The 13,835-nt window shown below is 60.2% G+C and carries 15 protein-coding genes; 1 reads left to right on the top strand and 14 read right to left on the bottom strand.

The annotated features are described in order from the left end of the window. Positions 1–17: 17 nt before the first annotated feature. The 9 genes from CIC07_RS01415 to hisJ all read right to left on the bottom strand — a co-directional run bounded on the left by CIC07_RS01415 (position 18) and on the right by hisJ (position 9,399). Positions 18–287, bottom strand: coding sequence for an HPr family phosphocarrier protein (locus CIC07_RS01415; protein WP_048745351.1), 270 nt, complete (start codon positions 285–287; stop codon positions 18–20). Between the two features lie 135 nt (positions 288–422). Then, positions 423–1,355, bottom strand: coding sequence for a DNA-binding protein WhiA (gene whiA, locus CIC07_RS01410; RefSeq protein WP_076359098.1), 933 nt, complete (start codon positions 1,353–1,355; stop codon positions 423–425). A 4-nt stretch (positions 1,356–1,359) separates the two neighbouring features. Next, entirely contained in the window at positions 1,360–2,346 is a 987-nt protein-coding gene (locus CIC07_RS01405) for a gluconeogenesis factor YvcK family protein (protein ID WP_076359099.1), read from the bottom strand. Positions 2,347–2,358: 12 nt separating this feature from the next. Continuing rightward, positions 2,359–3,240, bottom strand: coding sequence for an RNase adapter RapZ (gene rapZ / locus CIC07_RS01400; protein WP_076359100.1), 882 nt, complete (start codon positions 3,238–3,240; stop codon positions 2,359–2,361). Positions 3,241–3,314: 74 nt separating this feature from the next. Beyond that, a complete protein-coding gene (locus tag CIC07_RS01395) occupies positions 3,315–4,265 on the bottom strand; it encodes an ROK family glucokinase (protein WP_076359101.1) in 951 nt (316 codons plus the stop codon). Positions 4,266–4,531: 266 nt separating this feature from the next. Further along, positions 4,532–5,479: a thioredoxin-disulfide reductase gene (gene trxB / locus CIC07_RS01390; RefSeq protein ID WP_076359102.1), complete on the bottom strand. Its 948-nt coding sequence runs from the start codon at positions 5,477–5,479 to the stop codon at positions 4,532–4,534. Positions 5,480–5,603: 124 nt separating this feature from the next. Further along, positions 5,604–7,337 carry a tetratricopeptide repeat protein gene (locus tag CIC07_RS01385; RefSeq protein WP_076359103.1) on the bottom strand — a complete coding sequence of 578 codons (1,734 nt, stop codon included), beginning with the start codon at positions 7,335–7,337 and terminating at the stop codon, positions 5,604–5,606. Between the two features lie 209 nt (positions 7,338–7,546). Then, positions 7,547–8,497 carry a ribose-phosphate diphosphokinase gene (locus CIC07_RS01380; protein WP_048745346.1) on the bottom strand — a complete coding sequence of 317 codons (951 nt, stop codon included), beginning with the start codon at positions 8,495–8,497 and terminating at the stop codon, positions 7,547–7,549. A 95-nt stretch (positions 8,498–8,592) separates the two neighbouring features. Beyond that, positions 8,593–9,399, bottom strand: a complete 807-nt coding sequence (gene hisJ, locus CIC07_RS01375) for a histidinol-phosphatase HisJ (RefSeq protein WP_076359147.1) — start codon at positions 9,397–9,399, stop codon at positions 8,593–8,595. 38 nt (positions 9,400–9,437) lie between these two features. Here hisJ and CIC07_RS01370 point away from each other — a divergent pair, with 38 nt between their 5' ends. Further along, positions 9,438–9,653 carry a hypothetical protein gene (locus CIC07_RS01370; protein WP_139334455.1) on the top strand — a complete coding sequence of 72 codons (216 nt, stop codon included), beginning with the start codon at positions 9,438–9,440 and terminating at the stop codon, positions 9,651–9,653. Positions 9,654–10,227: 574 nt separating this feature from the next. Here the strand turns inward: CIC07_RS01370 and hisIE are convergent. The 5 genes from hisIE to hisB all read right to left on the bottom strand — a co-directional run bounded on the left by hisIE (position 10,228) and on the right by hisB (position 13,834). Then, the gene (gene hisIE, locus CIC07_RS01365) at positions 10,228–10,932 is read right to left on the bottom strand and encodes a bifunctional phosphoribosyl-AMP cyclohydrolase/phosphoribosyl-ATP diphosphatase HisIE (RefSeq protein WP_076359104.1); all 705 of its coding nucleotides are present in this window, start codon (positions 10,930–10,932) and stop codon (positions 10,228–10,230) included. Further along, entirely contained in the window at positions 10,929–11,687 is a 759-nt protein-coding gene (gene hisF, locus CIC07_RS01360; protein WP_076359105.1) for an imidazole glycerol phosphate synthase subunit HisF, read from the bottom strand. The genes hisIE and hisF overlap by 4 nt, the downstream gene beginning before the upstream one ends. Before the next feature lie 36 nt (positions 11,688–11,723). After that, positions 11,724–12,455 carry a 1-(5-phosphoribosyl)-5-[(5-phosphoribosylamino)methylideneamino]imidazole-4-carboxamide isomerase gene (gene hisA / locus CIC07_RS01355; protein ID WP_076359106.1) on the bottom strand — a complete coding sequence of 244 codons (732 nt, stop codon included), beginning with the start codon at positions 12,453–12,455 and terminating at the stop codon, positions 11,724–11,726. A 158-nt stretch (positions 12,456–12,613) separates the two neighbouring features. Continuing rightward, positions 12,614–13,219: an imidazole glycerol phosphate synthase subunit HisH gene (gene hisH, locus CIC07_RS01350; RefSeq protein ID WP_076359107.1), complete on the bottom strand. Its 606-nt coding sequence runs from the start codon at positions 13,217–13,219 to the stop codon at positions 12,614–12,616. Further along, positions 13,220–13,834 (bottom strand): imidazoleglycerol-phosphate dehydratase HisB, encoded by a 615-nt coding sequence (gene hisB, locus CIC07_RS01345; RefSeq protein ID WP_076359108.1) that lies wholly within the window; start codon positions 13,832–13,834, stop codon positions 13,220–13,222. Between the last annotated feature and the right edge of the window lies 1 nt (position 13,835).

Below are 13,835 nucleotides of genomic sequence, written 5' to 3'. Positions count from 1 at the left end.
AGCGCCCGGAGGCTGATTTATTGGTTCTCGAGCTCTTCCTTGCTTACCAGGGAGACTAAAGCGTTTACAGCCTGCTCTGCATCCGAACCCTCGGCGCTGACGTAAACTTCCGTGCCGGAGCTGATCGCAAGGCTCATGATGCCCATGATGGACTTGGCGTTTACTTTCTTCTCGTCCTTTTCCACGAAAATCTCGGAAGAGAACTTGTTCGCTTCCTGCACGAAGAGTGCAGCCGGTCTTGCGTGAAGACCCGTCTTGAGTCTGACGACAACGGGTTGTCTGGTCATGAAATCTATACCCCCTAGTTCATTTTCACTGCTGCAACGGCGCTTCACGCGCTCGGTAACATCATCCGTTTCAGGTATGAGGAAATCTGGCCACGATTGCTACCATTATACCATCGGCCCGTGTAAGTTAAAAGTTCAGCTTCCACGCAATTTTTCGGCCAGCTCGTCGATCTTGCGAAGCCTGTGGTTCACGCCGGACTTGCTGACGGAGCCCTTCAGCATCTCGCCGACTTCCTTGAGGTTCATGTCGGGATGCAGAAGCCGGATCTCCGCCACCTCGCGGAGCTTCTCGGGCAGGTTCTCCAGCCCCATTTCCTTCTGCAGCAGACGGATGTTGTCGATCTGGCGCACAGCCGCCCCGATCGTCTTGTTGAGATTGGCCGTCTCGCAGTTGACGATGCGGTTGACGGAGTTCCTCATGTCGCGCATGATGCGGACATCCTCGAATTTGAACAAAGCCTGATGAGCGCCGATGATGTTCAGCAGCTCGATGATCTTCTCGCCTTCCTTGATGTAGAAGATGAATCCCTTCTTGCGCTCGATGCATCGGGCGTTCAGCCCGAACTTGTTGGCCAGCGCCACCAATGCCCCGCAATGCTCCTCGTACATGCAGGAAATCTCCAAATGATAAGAGGAGCCTTCGGGGTTGTTGACGGAGCCGCCGGCCAGAAAAGCGCCGCGCAGGTAAGCGCGCTTGCAGCAAGGACGTTTGATCATATCCTTATCTATGCCCTGATTGAACATGAATCCTTCGGAAACGATGTTCAGATCCTTGAGAATTTCCTGGACCTTGGCCGGAATCCGGACAATGTAGACATTGTTCTTCTTCAGCCTCATCTTCTTGCGGACAAGCAGTTCGGTATGGACGTCGAAAATCTTCTTGATCAGGCTGTAGATCCGGCGCGCGATGGCCGCATTCTCCGTCGAGATGTCGAGGATGATCTTGCGGCTGGCCAAGTGGACCGATCCGTTCATCCGGATCAGAGCGGACAGCTCCGCCCGTTCGCAGCAGGCATCCTGGTTGTCCACGAGCGTCAATTCTTTTTTGGTCTGGGCCGCAAAGCTCATCTCTTCACCCCTTTCTTTGCATCCAGCTCTCTACAAGCTGATAGATATGATGGCTCAGGCGCACGGCATCATGCCGTAAATAAGTGCGGAACAACACGAGGCGGTCCGCGATGACCTTGTATCCCCGGCGCGTGACTTCGTCCAGATCGAGCTGGACAGCCTTCGCTCCCAATTCCGCGTAACGGTCCTGGACCTGCGGCGGAATCTCGCCGTCGTTGACGATGACGTAATCGAACAGCTGGTGGCCGATATGGCGGTGCACCGCTTCGAGATGATCGCTCACCGCATAATCGTCCGTCTCGCCCGGCTGGGTCATGACGTTGCAGATGAAAATCTTGATCGCATTCGACTGGACGATGCATTCCGCCAGCTTAGGCACGAGCAGGTTGGGAATAATGCTCGTGTACAGGCTGCCGGGTCCGATCAGGATCGCATCCGCCTCCTGGATCGCCTGGCATGCCTCCTCGAGCGGCTCCACGTCGGGAGGCTCGATGAACACCCGCTTGATCGGCTGCCCGGCCAGCGGAATATTGGACTCGCCCTCGACGATCGTTCCGTCCTCCAGCTCGGCCTTGAGCACGATCGCCTGATCCGACGCCGGCAGCACCGTGCCGCGCACGGCGAGCACCCGGCTCAGCTCCCTGACCCCGGTCACGAAGTCGCCGGATATATCCGTCATCGCCGCCAGCATGAGATTGCCGAGGCTGTGGCCGGCAAGTCCGGTGCCGCTCGGGAACCGGTATTGGAGCATCTCCGATAAAAGCGGCTCGACATCCGCCAGCGCCATGAGCACGTTGCGGATGTCGCCCGGAGGAGGAATTTGGAGCTCGCTGCGAAGGACGCCGGAGCTGCCGCCGTCATCGGCGACGGTGACGATCGCCGTGATGTCGAGCGGCTTCTCCTTGAGACCGCGGAGCATGACGGACAACCCCGTGCCGCCGCCGATGACGACGATTTTCGGAAGTGGAGTCTTTGTTTTGCTGCTTGCCATATAAGCCCCGCCTTATGGACGGTCACGTCCGGCATCGCGATGGCTCACCCGGACCGACTCCGTCTCGCTGCTGCCGAGCATGCGCCCGAGATATTCCGAAATGGCGACGGAACGGTGCTTGCCGCCCGTGCAGCCGATTCCGATGACGACTTGACTCTTGCCCTCTTTGCGGTATAAAGGAATCAAAAATTGCAGCATGTCGAGGAGCTTGGTCAGAAACGCCTGGGTATCCGGCCACTTCATAACATAATCATATACATCCTGATCCTGTCCGGTGCGCGGACGCAGATGCTCGACGTAATGGGGATTCGGCAGGAAGCGGACGTCGTAGATCAGATCGGCGTCGATCGGAATGCCGTACTTGAAGCCGAACGAGGTGACATTGACCGAGAACGGCGCCTGCTTGGCATTCGTGAAGCGCGAAATGATGGACTCCTTGAGCTCGGCCGGCTTCAGCTTGCTCGTGTCGATTGTCTGCGTCGCCGAATTTTTGAGCTCCTCCAGCAGCTGTCTCTCCAGATGGATGCCTTCGAGCGGCAAGCCGTTGGGAGCGAGCGGATGCCGCCGCCGGCTTTCCTTGTAGCGGCGTACGAGAACGTCGTCGGTCGCGTCCAGGAACAGAATCTCATGCTGAAAGGTAAAGTGGTTCTTGATGTAGTCGAGCGACTCCGACAGGGCGGTGAAAAACTCGCGGCCGCGCAAATCGATGACGAGCGCTACTTTGGCGATTTTGCCGTTGGAGCCGTCGATCAGCTCGGCAAACTTCGGGATGAGCACCGGAGGCAGATTGTCGACGCAGAAGAACCCGAGATCCTCGAGGCTCTGAACTGCGATCGTCTTGCCTGCGCCGGACATGCCCGTAATGATGACCAGCTTGGGCGTATTCGTTTCCATATGCTGTTCCTCCCTAGGGGGGTGCCGGACTAAATCCGCCGATCCATATCCAGCCCCCGGGTTGGCTTCGCCTGCTAGGAGCGGAGAATGAGTCCGGCGGCGCCGACGACGCCCGCATCGTTGCCGAGTGTGGCGGCGACGATCTCCACGCCTTCCTTGGCTTGGTCCTGCGTATATTTGGCGAACACTTCACGGATCTGGTCGAACAGGAAATCGCCGGCCTTGGCGACGCCCCCGCCGATGATGAAGCGCTGCGGATTCAGGGTGACGGCGGTGGCCGCCATCGACCGGCCGAGGTAATAGGCGGCGCGGTTCACGATGCGCGATGCCACTTCGTCGCCTGCTTTGGCGGCGTCGATGACTTCCTTGGCCATGATGTTGGGCTCCAGAGACAGCGACGTGCGGTCGCCGCGCTCGACGGCATCCTTGGCCATGCGGATGATGCCGGTCGCGGAAGACACCGTCTCCAGGCAGCCGGTTTTGCCGCAGGTGCACTGGATCGCTTCCAGATCGGGCACGATCGACATGTGGCCGAGCTCTCCGGCCATGCCGCCGAAGCCTTCATAGATGCGGCCGTTGATGATGACTCCGCCTCCCACGCCGGTGCCGAGCGTGTAGCAGACGCAGTTCGGAATGCCGCGGCCCGCTCCGGCCCAAGCTTCGCCGAGAGCGGCGACATTGGCGTCGTTGTTGACCTTGACGGTCTTGTTCAGCTTCTCTTCAAGCAGCTGCTTGAGAGGCACGTTGCGTATATTCAAATTGTTGGAGAACTTCACGATGCCATTCGGGATGTCCAGGAAACCTGCGATCCCGACGCCGACTCCGCCTACTTGTTCCCAGGCAAAACCCGCCTCGCCGACGACATGGCGCACGTACGCCACGATGTTGTCCACGATGCGCTCTGCGCCCTGGGAAGCTTCCGTCGGGCCCTCATACGTCCGGAGCAGCTCGCCCACCGCGCTGCAAACTCCAACTTTGATGGCGGTGCCGCCGATATCCGCTCCAACGTAGATTGTTTCTGACATGTGTTAGCCACCTCAATTATAAGTTAACTTCTTTAAGTTACTATAAGGCAAGCCATAGTCCAGGTCAAGGTAACAACGCGGCCCGGCGAATCGCGCCGCCGCCGCATCCGCCGGTTCCGAGCTCAGCGGAGAAAATCCCGGAAAACCGCGGATCCGAGCCTCTAGAACTCTCTCTATCGGAGCCGAATGTTCCCGTCAAGGATAAAAAAAAGCCGCCACCCGGCCAACTGGCATCGATCGGGTAGCAGCCCTATGGGTGAGCTCGATTAAAGCGTCTGGCTCCAGTCATGCACCATGGAGCCTTCCAGGTACTTCTCGCAGTCCAGCGCCGCCATGCAGCCGCTGCCGGCGGCCGTAATGGCCTGGCGGTACTTCAAGTCCTGCACGTCTCCGCAAGCGAATACGCCCGGCACGTTCGTTTCCGTCGTTCCCGGCTTCACCATGATGTAGCCATGGTCGTCGGTGTCGATCTGGCCGCCCAGGAACTTCGTGTTCGGCGTGTGGCCGATGGCGACGAAGATGCCGTTCGTCTCGAGGATCTCCTCTTGTCCGCTCTCGTTGTTGCGGACCTTCAGGCCGGTCACGCCGAGCGGGCCTGCAACGACTTCAACCGGCGTGCGGTTGAGGGCGAAGCTGATCTTCTCGTTGTCGCGGGCGCGGTCCTGCATGATCTTGGAGGCGCGCATCTCGTCGCGGCGGTGGACCAGATCGACGTTGGTCGCAAAGCGGGTGAGGAAGTTGGCCTCCTCCATGGCGGAATCGCCGCCGCCGACCACGATGATCTTTTTGCCGCGGAAGAAAAAGCCGTCGCATGTAGCGCAAGTGCTGACTCCGCGGCCGACGTTCTCCTTCTCTCCGGGAATGCCGAGGTAACGCGCGGATGCGCCGGTCGAGATGATCAGGGATTCGGCGACAAGCTCGCCTTGGCCTTCCACCTGGATCTTGAACGGACGCTCCGACAGATCGACGCTGTTAACCCAGCCTGTGCGGAATTCAGCGCCGAAACGCTCGGCCTGCTTGCGCATGTTGGCCATGAGCTCAGGACCCATGATTCCATCCGGGAAGCCGGGGAAGTTCTCGACCTCCGTCGTCGTTGTCAGCTGGCCGCCCGGCTCCGGTCCTTCGATGACGAGAGGGTTGAGGTTGGCGCGGGCCAGATAGATCGCAGCGGTCAAGCCGGACGGGCCGGTACCGATGATAATGGACTTGTACATGGATGTTACCTCCTAAATTGCCTGCTTGATTATAATTATTCTTATTCTAATCCATGGCAGGGCAATCCGTCAAAGACGCCGCCGCTTCTTCATGAAACGTTCATGGTGCCAGGCGAGGCTTCCCTCAAGGAAGGAAGACCGCACGGATGCTCTTGGCCTTTTCCTTGATGCCGCATACTTCATCGATGCGCCTCGCGTTCTTGCTGACGGTGGCGACCGATGTTCCGTAGCGCTGCGCCACTTCTTGGTAAGAGATGGCGCGTCGGTGCATCTTGGCCGTCAAGTATTCCAGCGCGGCGGACCATCCTTCCGCCTTGCCCAGCTTCGGCACATCGGGATAGACGCGCGTCAGGAAGTCGACCCAGAGCGTCATCAGCTCGTATTGCTGGATCAAGCCGTACTGCTTGCCCATTTTCTCATAGGCCGCATCCAGCACGACCTGCCATTTCTCTTCCCATACCGGCAGCCTCGACGGCCCCGAGCCCGGGGCCAGCTGCCTGGCTTCTCCGCCCATCACCGCGGGAAGGGTATCCTCCACGCCGATGGAACGAAGAGCGAACAGCGCCATCCGCTTGAGGTCGTCATCCTCTTCCGGTTCGAGCAGGAGCGCCTGAAGGGCCTCCTTCACCTCATGGTCCGCAATCAAGGCGAGCGCCTGGATCACCTGAAGCTTCGTCTTGCGGTCTCCGTTGCGCAGCGCCCAGAAGAAGGAGGACCGCACGAGAGGATTCGTCTTCATCCCGTCCGGCATGCCGCCCGGCAGCTTCTCCCACATCCGGAACTGCTCCTCGAACGGAAGGTGGTAGTGGTAGCTGGCCGCGATCGGCTCCCCGGAAAGCTCTCCCAGCTGAAGTTGCTCCAGGTAATAAGGGGCGACATCGGACTGCGGGTCCCGCTTGAGCGCCTGGCGCCATAGCTGACGGGCTTCCTCCGGCCGGCCGACATGGAGCGCGGCAACGGCTGCATAGTGGTACAAGGAGCCGTCGTTCTCCGCCGAACCGTCCTTGATCAGGCGCTTGAAGTGGCGCAGCGCACACTCGTGCTCCCCTAGAATACCCATCGTAGTGGCCAATTTAAACACATGCTCCTGATGGAACGGCAGCGTACGGCTCAGCAAGCCGGCCAAAGGCGCGAGCTTATCCGCATCGCCGGCATGCTGGTAGAAGATAGCCAGATTGCAGAGAGCGTGGAGATTCCCTTCCTCCAGCTCGAGCACTTCGAGAATCGTTTCCATCGCCCTCTCGAATTGCCCCATATAATAGTAAGCCAGCGCCAGATTGTTGCGGGCGGCCAGAAAATCGGCATTGCCGGCAACGATCGATTCCAGCAGCTTGGCGGCCTGTGCGAACTTGCCTTCCTCCAGAAGAGCGCGGGCCTGGTCATGCTCGGCGGCTCCGCCGCGGGCTTTGATCGTGACGACCGGGGTCGGACGCTTCAGCTCGTACTGCAGCAGCTCCATCATTTCCTCGGAATCCTCCAGGTAATGCCCTTCCGCGTCTTCCTCCAGGTAGCGGACAAGCGCATGCTCCGCTTTTTCGTACTGCTCCATATTGGCGTAGTTATTGGCCAGATAGAAGTAACATTCCGTCATGCCCGAATCGACGGACTCCAAAATCTCGATCAGGATCCGGTTCGATTCCTCGTAGCTGCCCATCTCCGACAGGATGCCGGCCAGATTGCAGTGATTGACGGGATTCTCCGGTTCGTACTCGACGGCCCGGCGAAAATATTTCAGCGCCTTGTCGTAGTGATAGCGGTCCATCGAGCGCACGGCGCGCTCGAAGAAGAACGTTGCGTCCCACTGGATCGGTATAATCTTCGCTGCCTGGTCCGCAGCCGTTCTTTTCTCCTCTTCCACCCGGTCAAGGCACCTCCTTCTTCTATCTCCCAAAACTCGAATGCATCCGATTATACCATAACCGTTCCTTCCTTACACGGTAGAAAATGTGGAATGAGCCGCCGATTTCCCAGGAAAAAAAAGCGGAAGGCCGGGATCGGCCTTCCGCGTTGATGATGCCGGCTCTCCCCTCGCCGATTGGGAAGGGAGCCCGTCCGCCTCCGAGGCGGCTAGATGCCGGCGTTCTTGAACAGGGTGCTGATGGAGCCGCCCTGCATGATGATCTTGGTCGCATCCGCGAGCATCGGCGCGACGGAGAGAACCTTGAAGCGGTCGGAGCGGATCTCGGGAAGCGTAATCGAATCCGTCACGACAACCTCCTTGATCAGAGGATGGTCCAGTTTCTGGATGGCGTTGCCGGAGAAGAGCGGATGCGTCGCGCAGACGTACACGTCCTCGGCACCGCGCTCCTTGAGCCCCTCGACGACGTTGACGATCGTCGTGCCGGTATCGATCAGATCCTCGATGATGATCGGCGTCTGCCCTTCCACGTCCCCGATGACGTGGGTGATGACCGACTCGTTGTGGGCCGGGCGTTTTTTGATCATGATTGCGAATGGCGAGTCCAGGTAGTTGGCCAGCTTCTCAGCGGTAGATGCCCGGCCTGCATCCGGAGATACGACGACGGGATTCTTGATGTTCTTGCTCTTGAGATAATCGCTGATCAGGTCAAGAGCCGTGAGATGGTCCACCGGAATATTGAAGAAGCCTTGGATAGCCGGAGCATGAAGATCGATGGTGATGATGCGCGTCGCTCCGACGGTAGTCAGGATGTCCGCCAGCATCTTGGCCGAGATCGGCTCGCGCGGCGCGGACTTGCGCTCCTGGCGCGCATAGCCGTAGTACGGCATGATGATGTTGACGGTCTTGGCCGATGCGCGCTTGGCGGCATCGATCATGACGAGAAGCTCCACCAGATGCTCGTTGATGGGATACGAGAACGACTGCACCAGGAACACGTGGCAGTTCCGGATCGTCTCCTCGTAGTGGCAGTAAATCTCTCCGCTCTTGAACTTGGACAGCTTGATCGCCCCGAGCGGCAGTCCCAGTTCCCCGCTGATCTTTTTCGCCAGTTCCGGATTCGACGAACCCGAGAAAATTCGCAACTTGTCGCTAAACATGATACCCTCCTGAGCGTTCCAACCAAAAATTTGACATCATCCTGCTAAACCCCTGCATGTTCGACACGTCTATTATACATGGTATGCCGCAGAATTCAAAAATCGATAAGTAACCGTTTTCGGCTCTGGAACGTGGCAAGCTGCCCGTAACCGGCTTCTTTCAGCCTCATGCGCGCCTCCGGCAAGTATTGCTCCAGCCGCTCGGGCTGATGGCAGTCGGAGCCGAGCGTGACCGGAATGCCGAGCTCGCAGGCCTTTTTCAGCATCCGGGGTCCCGGGAACATCTCCGCGCAAGGCATTCTCAGTCCCGATGCGTTCAGCTCGATCGCCAGATCGGCCTCCCGGACCGCTTCCAGCGCCGCGTCCTCCAGACGGGTCACGTCGTCTTGCGGACGGAAGCCGAACCGCTTGATGACGTCGATATGCCCGATATAATCGTACAAGCCGCTTCGCGCGGCTTTGCCGACCGCATCGTAGTAGCGCTCGTAGACGGCCATAGGATCGCGCATCTCCCAGCCGCCCGTCTGCCGAAAGTCGGTAATGTCCCATGTGCCGAGGAAATGGACCGAGCCGATGACGTAATCCCATGGATAGGCATCGATCAGCTCCGCTATTTTCTCCTCGCAGCCCTCGATATAATCGCCTTCCATTCCGACCCGGATGTCGATGTCGCCCTTGTATTTCTCCTTGAGCGCAAGCGCCTCTTCGACATAACGGGGAAGCTCGTCCATCGCCATCGCCATTCCGGGATAATACTCATGCGGCTTGACGTGCAGCAGCGGCATGTGGTCGGACAGGCCGATCTGGTCCAGTCCGGTCGCGATCGCCTGGCGGACGTAGTCCTCCAGGCCGCCGACGGCATGGCCGCAGCGCTCGTGGTGGGTGTGGTAGTCGATGCGGATGCTCATTGGGTTCTCTCCTTCGCTTGGGTGGAATTCGCTTGAGCTTGTGGGCCGCTTCGCAGCCGGGTATGCGCAATCGGGGCGCTTTGCGGCTGGGGCATGCGCAATCGGGGCGCTTCGCGGATGGCGGCATGCGCAATCGGGGCGCTTCGCGGATGGCGGCATGCGCAATCGGGGCGCTTCGCGGCTGGGGCATGCGCAATCGGAACGCTTCGCGGCTGGCGGCATGCCCAATCGGGGCGCTTCGCGGCTGACCATTCTTCCGATCGCTGTTGAAGCCATATTCTCTTCATTAAAAGGTATTTATAGGTAAGAATATGTCTTCAAATGCGAACACTTCCGTTTCTTCAGAACGGTCAGTCCGCTTTCGCGGATATGTGCATCCAAACCCGAGCGCGCGCGGGCCCTGCTCCGCGGCGCGACGAGCGCGCGCGGGCCCTGCTCCGCGGCGCGACGAGCGCACGCGGGCTCCCGTAGTTTAGCGGCAGCGGACTGACCGTTCTGTAGAAGCGTAAGCGTTCGCCTTTGAAGGCGTATTCCAACCAAATATAATCCAATAAGAGGAATACGGCTTCAACAGCGATCGGAAGAATGGTCAGCCGCGGAGCGGTTTTCTACGGTATTCCCGCGGAGCGGTATTCGCGGTTTTCTACGGTATTCCCGCGGAGCGGTATTCTACGGTATTCCTGCCGAGCGGTTTTCTACGGCAATCCCGCGCAGCGATCATCTTCGGCATGCCCACGGTGCGACGCTCTCCCAGGTCAGCCGCGAAGCCGCCTTCACCTGCAACAGCAGCCCGCATCGCTAAAAGCGAGCGGGCTGAAGAGGTCAGCGGTTCATCTTGTTTGTCGTCGGCTTGCCGTGCCGCTCGCGCAGAACGTCCATGACGGAGTCCAACGGAAGCCCGCGCTCGCGGAGCAGAACCATCAAATGGAAGATCAAGTCGCCCGCCTCGGAGCCAAGCTCGGCATTGTCGCCGTTTTTGGCCGCGATGACCACCTCGATGCTCTCCTCGCCGAACTTCTTGAGGATCTTGTCCAGCCCCTTCTCGAACAGGTAGGACGTGTAAGCTCCTTCCGGCCGCTCCGCATGCCGCTCCGAGATCGTCCGCTCCAATTCGCCCAGCATGTCGAAGCGGCCCGCTTCAGCCGGCGCGGAATCTCCCGAAGCGCCGCCCGCCATAAGCGGATTGTGGAAGCAGCTGTATTTCCCCGTATGGCAGGCCGGCCCCTTCTGATCCACGAGGACCAGCAGAGTGTCCCCGTCGCAGTCGTAGCTCAGCGAGCGGATCCGCTGCGTATGGCCGCTCGTCGCGCCCTTATGCCACAGCTCGCTGCGGGAGCGGCTCCAGAACCAGGTCTCGCCGCTTTCCAGCGAAAGGCGCAGTGATTCCTCGTTCATGTAGGCGAGCATCAGCACTTCCTTGGATACCGCGTCCTGCACGATGGCGGGCACAAGCCCGGACGCGTCGTATTTGATCGCATCGAGATCGGCGGCACCCGCCGTCCCGCGCGCCATTTCCTTGCCGCTCATCGGACCTCGACTCCTTCCCGGCGCAGCTCTTCCTTGACTGCCGCGACCGTCAGCTCCTTATAATGGAAGATCGTCGCCGCCAGCCCCGCATCGGCGCGTCCTTCGCGGAACACCTCGCCGAAATGCTCCGTCCTCCCGGCGCCGCCGGAGGCGATGACCGGAATGCCTGCCGCATCCGAGACCGCCCGGGTCAGCGCGATGTCGAACCCGTCCTTCGTGCCGTCGGCGTCCATGCTGGTCAAAAGAAGCTCCCCCGCGCCGAGAGACTCCGCCTGCCGCACCCATTCCAGCGCACGGATGCCGGCAGCCTTGCGGCCGCCGTGTGTGTAGACTTCCCACTCTCCCCACTCCGGATTGAACTTGGCGTCGACCGCAACGACGATGCACTGGGAGCCAAAGCGCCGCGCTCCGTCCGAGATCAGCTGCGGATTGAGCACCGCCGCTGTATTGATGCCAATCTTGTCCGCTCCCGCGCGGAGAATCCGCTTCATGTCGTCGACCTGGGAGATTCCCCCGCCCACCGTGAACGGAATCGTAATTTCCCCGGCCGTACGGCGGACGACCTCGATCATCGTCGCTCTGCCTTCGACAGAGGCGGATATGTCGAGAAAGACGAGCTCGTCGGCGCCTTCACGGTCATAAAGCGCAGCCAGCTCGACCGGATCGCCCGCGTCGCGGAGATTGACGAAGTTGACGCCCTTGACGACGCGTCCGTCCTTCACGTCCAGGCAGGGGATGATGCGTTTGGCTAACATAGGCGCTACCTCTTTTCTGAAAATCGAACTCTTCGGCTAGTTCAGCTCGCGTACGGCACCGGATAGCGCGATCGCCCCGGTATACAGGGCTTTTCCGACGATGGCTCCGCTGATGCCCTCTTGCTTGTAGGCCGCCAGCGCGCGCAGATCCTCGATCCGGCTGACTCCGCCCGAAGCGATGACATCGGCTCCGGAATATGCAGCCAGCGAACGGATGGCCTCGACATTCGGCCCTTCCATCATTCCATCGCGGGAAATATCCGTGAAGATGAAGGTCGCCGCGCCTTTCGCCGCCAGATCCCGCGCCAGCTCCTCCGCCCGGACCTCGGACGTCTCCAGCCATCCGCGCGTCGCGACAAGTCCGTCGCGGGCATCGATGCCGATCGCTACCCGGTCTCCATGCAAGGCCAGCACTCTCTCCACAAAAGCCCGGTCCTCAATCGCCGCCGTGCCGAGGATGATCCGCTGGACCCCAAGCCCGAGCAGCCGCTCCACATCGGCCTCCGTGCGAAGGCCGCCGCCAAGCTGCACCGGAACGTCGACCGCGGCCGCGATCTGCCCGATCAGCTCCGCATTCACGGGATGTCCCGCCTTGGCTCCGTCCAGATCGACGAGATGTATCCAGGCAGCGCCCTGCGCCTGCCATTCCAGCGCCGCGTTCACGGGGCTGTCGTTGTAGACCGTCTCCTGGTTGTAGTCGCCTTGCACGAGGCGGACGGCGCGGCCGCCGCGGATATCGATGGCCGGGTAGATGGTGAACTTGGACATTAGGTTGATTCCTCCACAAATGAGATGGGCAAGCCGAAGGCTTGCCGGTACGCGGATGATGATTCCGGCCAGGCAGTCTGTCTCCAAGAGTCGGGCGGAGAATAATCGAGCAGCAGGTCCAGTCGGGCAGCCCGGCAGCTTCATCTCCGGCCGGCGGCTTATCCGCGAGCCAAGACGAGAAAATTGCGCAGCAGGCTCATGCCGAGCTCGCCGCTTTTTTCCGGATGGAACTGCATGCCGTATACGTTGCCGCGTCCTACGATAGCCGTAACCGGCTGATGGTAGTCGGCTGTCGCGATCAGATCGCTCTTTTCGCCGACTTGGACATGATAGGAATGGACGAAATAGACATGACCCTCCTCCAGGCCCGCCGTCAACGGACTGGGCTGCAGGAAGTCCAGGCGGTTCCAGCCCATATGAGGAATCTTGTAGTCCCCCTCGAAGCGCACGACCCGGCCCGGCAGCAAGCCAAGCCCTTCATGGCTGCCATGCTCCTCGCCTTCCGCGAACAGCAGCTGCATGCCGAGGCAGATGCCGAGCAGCGGCTTGCCCGAAGCCGCGTAAGCCCGCGCCGCCTCGTCCATGCCCGTCTCGCGCAGATAGGCCATCGCATCCCCGAAAGCGCCGACGCCGGGAAGGATGGCGGCATCCGCTCCAAGAATCTCGGCCCTGTCCGCGGTCACGACGGCTTCGAAACCAAGCCGCTCCACCGCTTTGCTGACGCTATGGAGATTGCCGAGGCCGTAATCGATGATCGCGATCATCTACAGCACACCCTTCGTCGAAGGCACTCCCTGCACGCGCGGGTCGATGGAGGTCGCCTCGTCCAAGGCGCGTCCAAGCGCCTTGAACACCGCTTCGATCATATGATGCGTGTTTTTGCCGTAATGGACGATGACGTGAAGGGTGAAGCGGCCCTCGAGCGCCAGCTTCCACAGGAATTCATGCACGAGCTCCGTGGAGAAGCTGCCCACCTGCTGGGAAGGATACTCGGCCCGATACTCGAAATGAGGCCTGTTGCTGAGATCAATGACAACCTGGGCAAGAGCTTCGTCCATCGGGACGAACACGCTCGCATAACGCTTGATTCCCCGCTTGTCCCCAAGCGCCTCCCGCAGCGTCTGTCCGAGGCAGATGCCGATGTCCTCCACCGTGTGATGATCGTCGATATCGACGTCGCCGCGCGCTTCGACCTTCAGGTCGAACTGCCCGTGCTTCGTGAACAGATCCAGCATATGATTCAGAAAAGGAACATCCGTCTCGATCTCCGAGCGGCCGCTTCCATCCACGCCGAACGCGAGCTTGATGTCGGTTTCGTTCGTCTTGCGCGCCACCTCGGCGCGGCGGTCTTGTTGCGGCTTGTTGTCGTCTTGTGCCATC

The sequence above is a fragment of the Paenibacillus sp. RUD330 genome (assembly GCF_002243345.2).
Lineage (GTDB): Bacteria > Bacillota > Bacilli > Paenibacillales > Paenibacillaceae > Paenibacillus_O.
This window is presented reverse-complemented; position numbering and strand designations above follow the sequence as displayed.

Coding starts and splice junctions, on each gene's coding strand:
- rapZ (WP_076359100.1), bottom strand. CDS start 3,240: ATGGAAACGAATACGCCCAAGCTGGTCATCATTACGGGCATGTCCGGC.
- hisB (WP_076359108.1), bottom strand. CDS start 13,834: ATGGCACAAGACGACAACAAGCCGCAACAAGACCGCCGCGCCGAGGTG.
- hisH (WP_076359107.1), bottom strand. CDS start 13,219: ATGATCGCGATCATCGATTACGGCCTCGGCAATCTCCATAGCGTCAGC.
- whiA (WP_076359098.1), bottom strand. CDS start 1,355: ATGAGCTTTGCGGCCCAGACCAAAAAAGAATTGACGCTCGTGGACAAC.
- hisF (WP_076359105.1), bottom strand. CDS start 11,687: ATGTTAGCCAAACGCATCATCCCCTGCCTGGACGTGAAGGACGGACGC.
- trxB (WP_076359102.1), bottom strand. CDS start 5,479: ATGTACAAGTCCATTATCATCGGTACCGGCCCGTCCGGCTTGACCGCT.
- CIC07_RS01405 (WP_076359099.1), bottom strand. CDS start 2,346: ATGGCAAGCAGCAAAACAAAGACTCCACTTCCGAAAATCGTCGTCATC.
- hisIE (WP_076359104.1), bottom strand. CDS start 10,932: ATGAGCGGCAAGGAAATGGCGCGCGGGACGGCGGGTGCCGCCGATCTC.
- CIC07_RS01415 (WP_048745351.1), bottom strand. CDS start 287: ATGACCAGACAACCCGTTGTCGTCAGACTCAAGACGGGTCTTCACGCA.
- hisA (WP_076359106.1), bottom strand. CDS start 12,455: ATGTCCAAGTTCACCATCTACCCGGCCATCGATATCCGCGGCGGCCGC.
- CIC07_RS01380 (WP_048745346.1), bottom strand. CDS start 8,497: ATGTTTAGCGACAAGTTGCGAATTTTCTCGGGTTCGTCGAATCCGGAA.
- CIC07_RS01395 (WP_076359101.1), bottom strand. CDS start 4,265: ATGTCAGAAACAATCTACGTTGGAGCGGATATCGGCGGCACCGCCATC.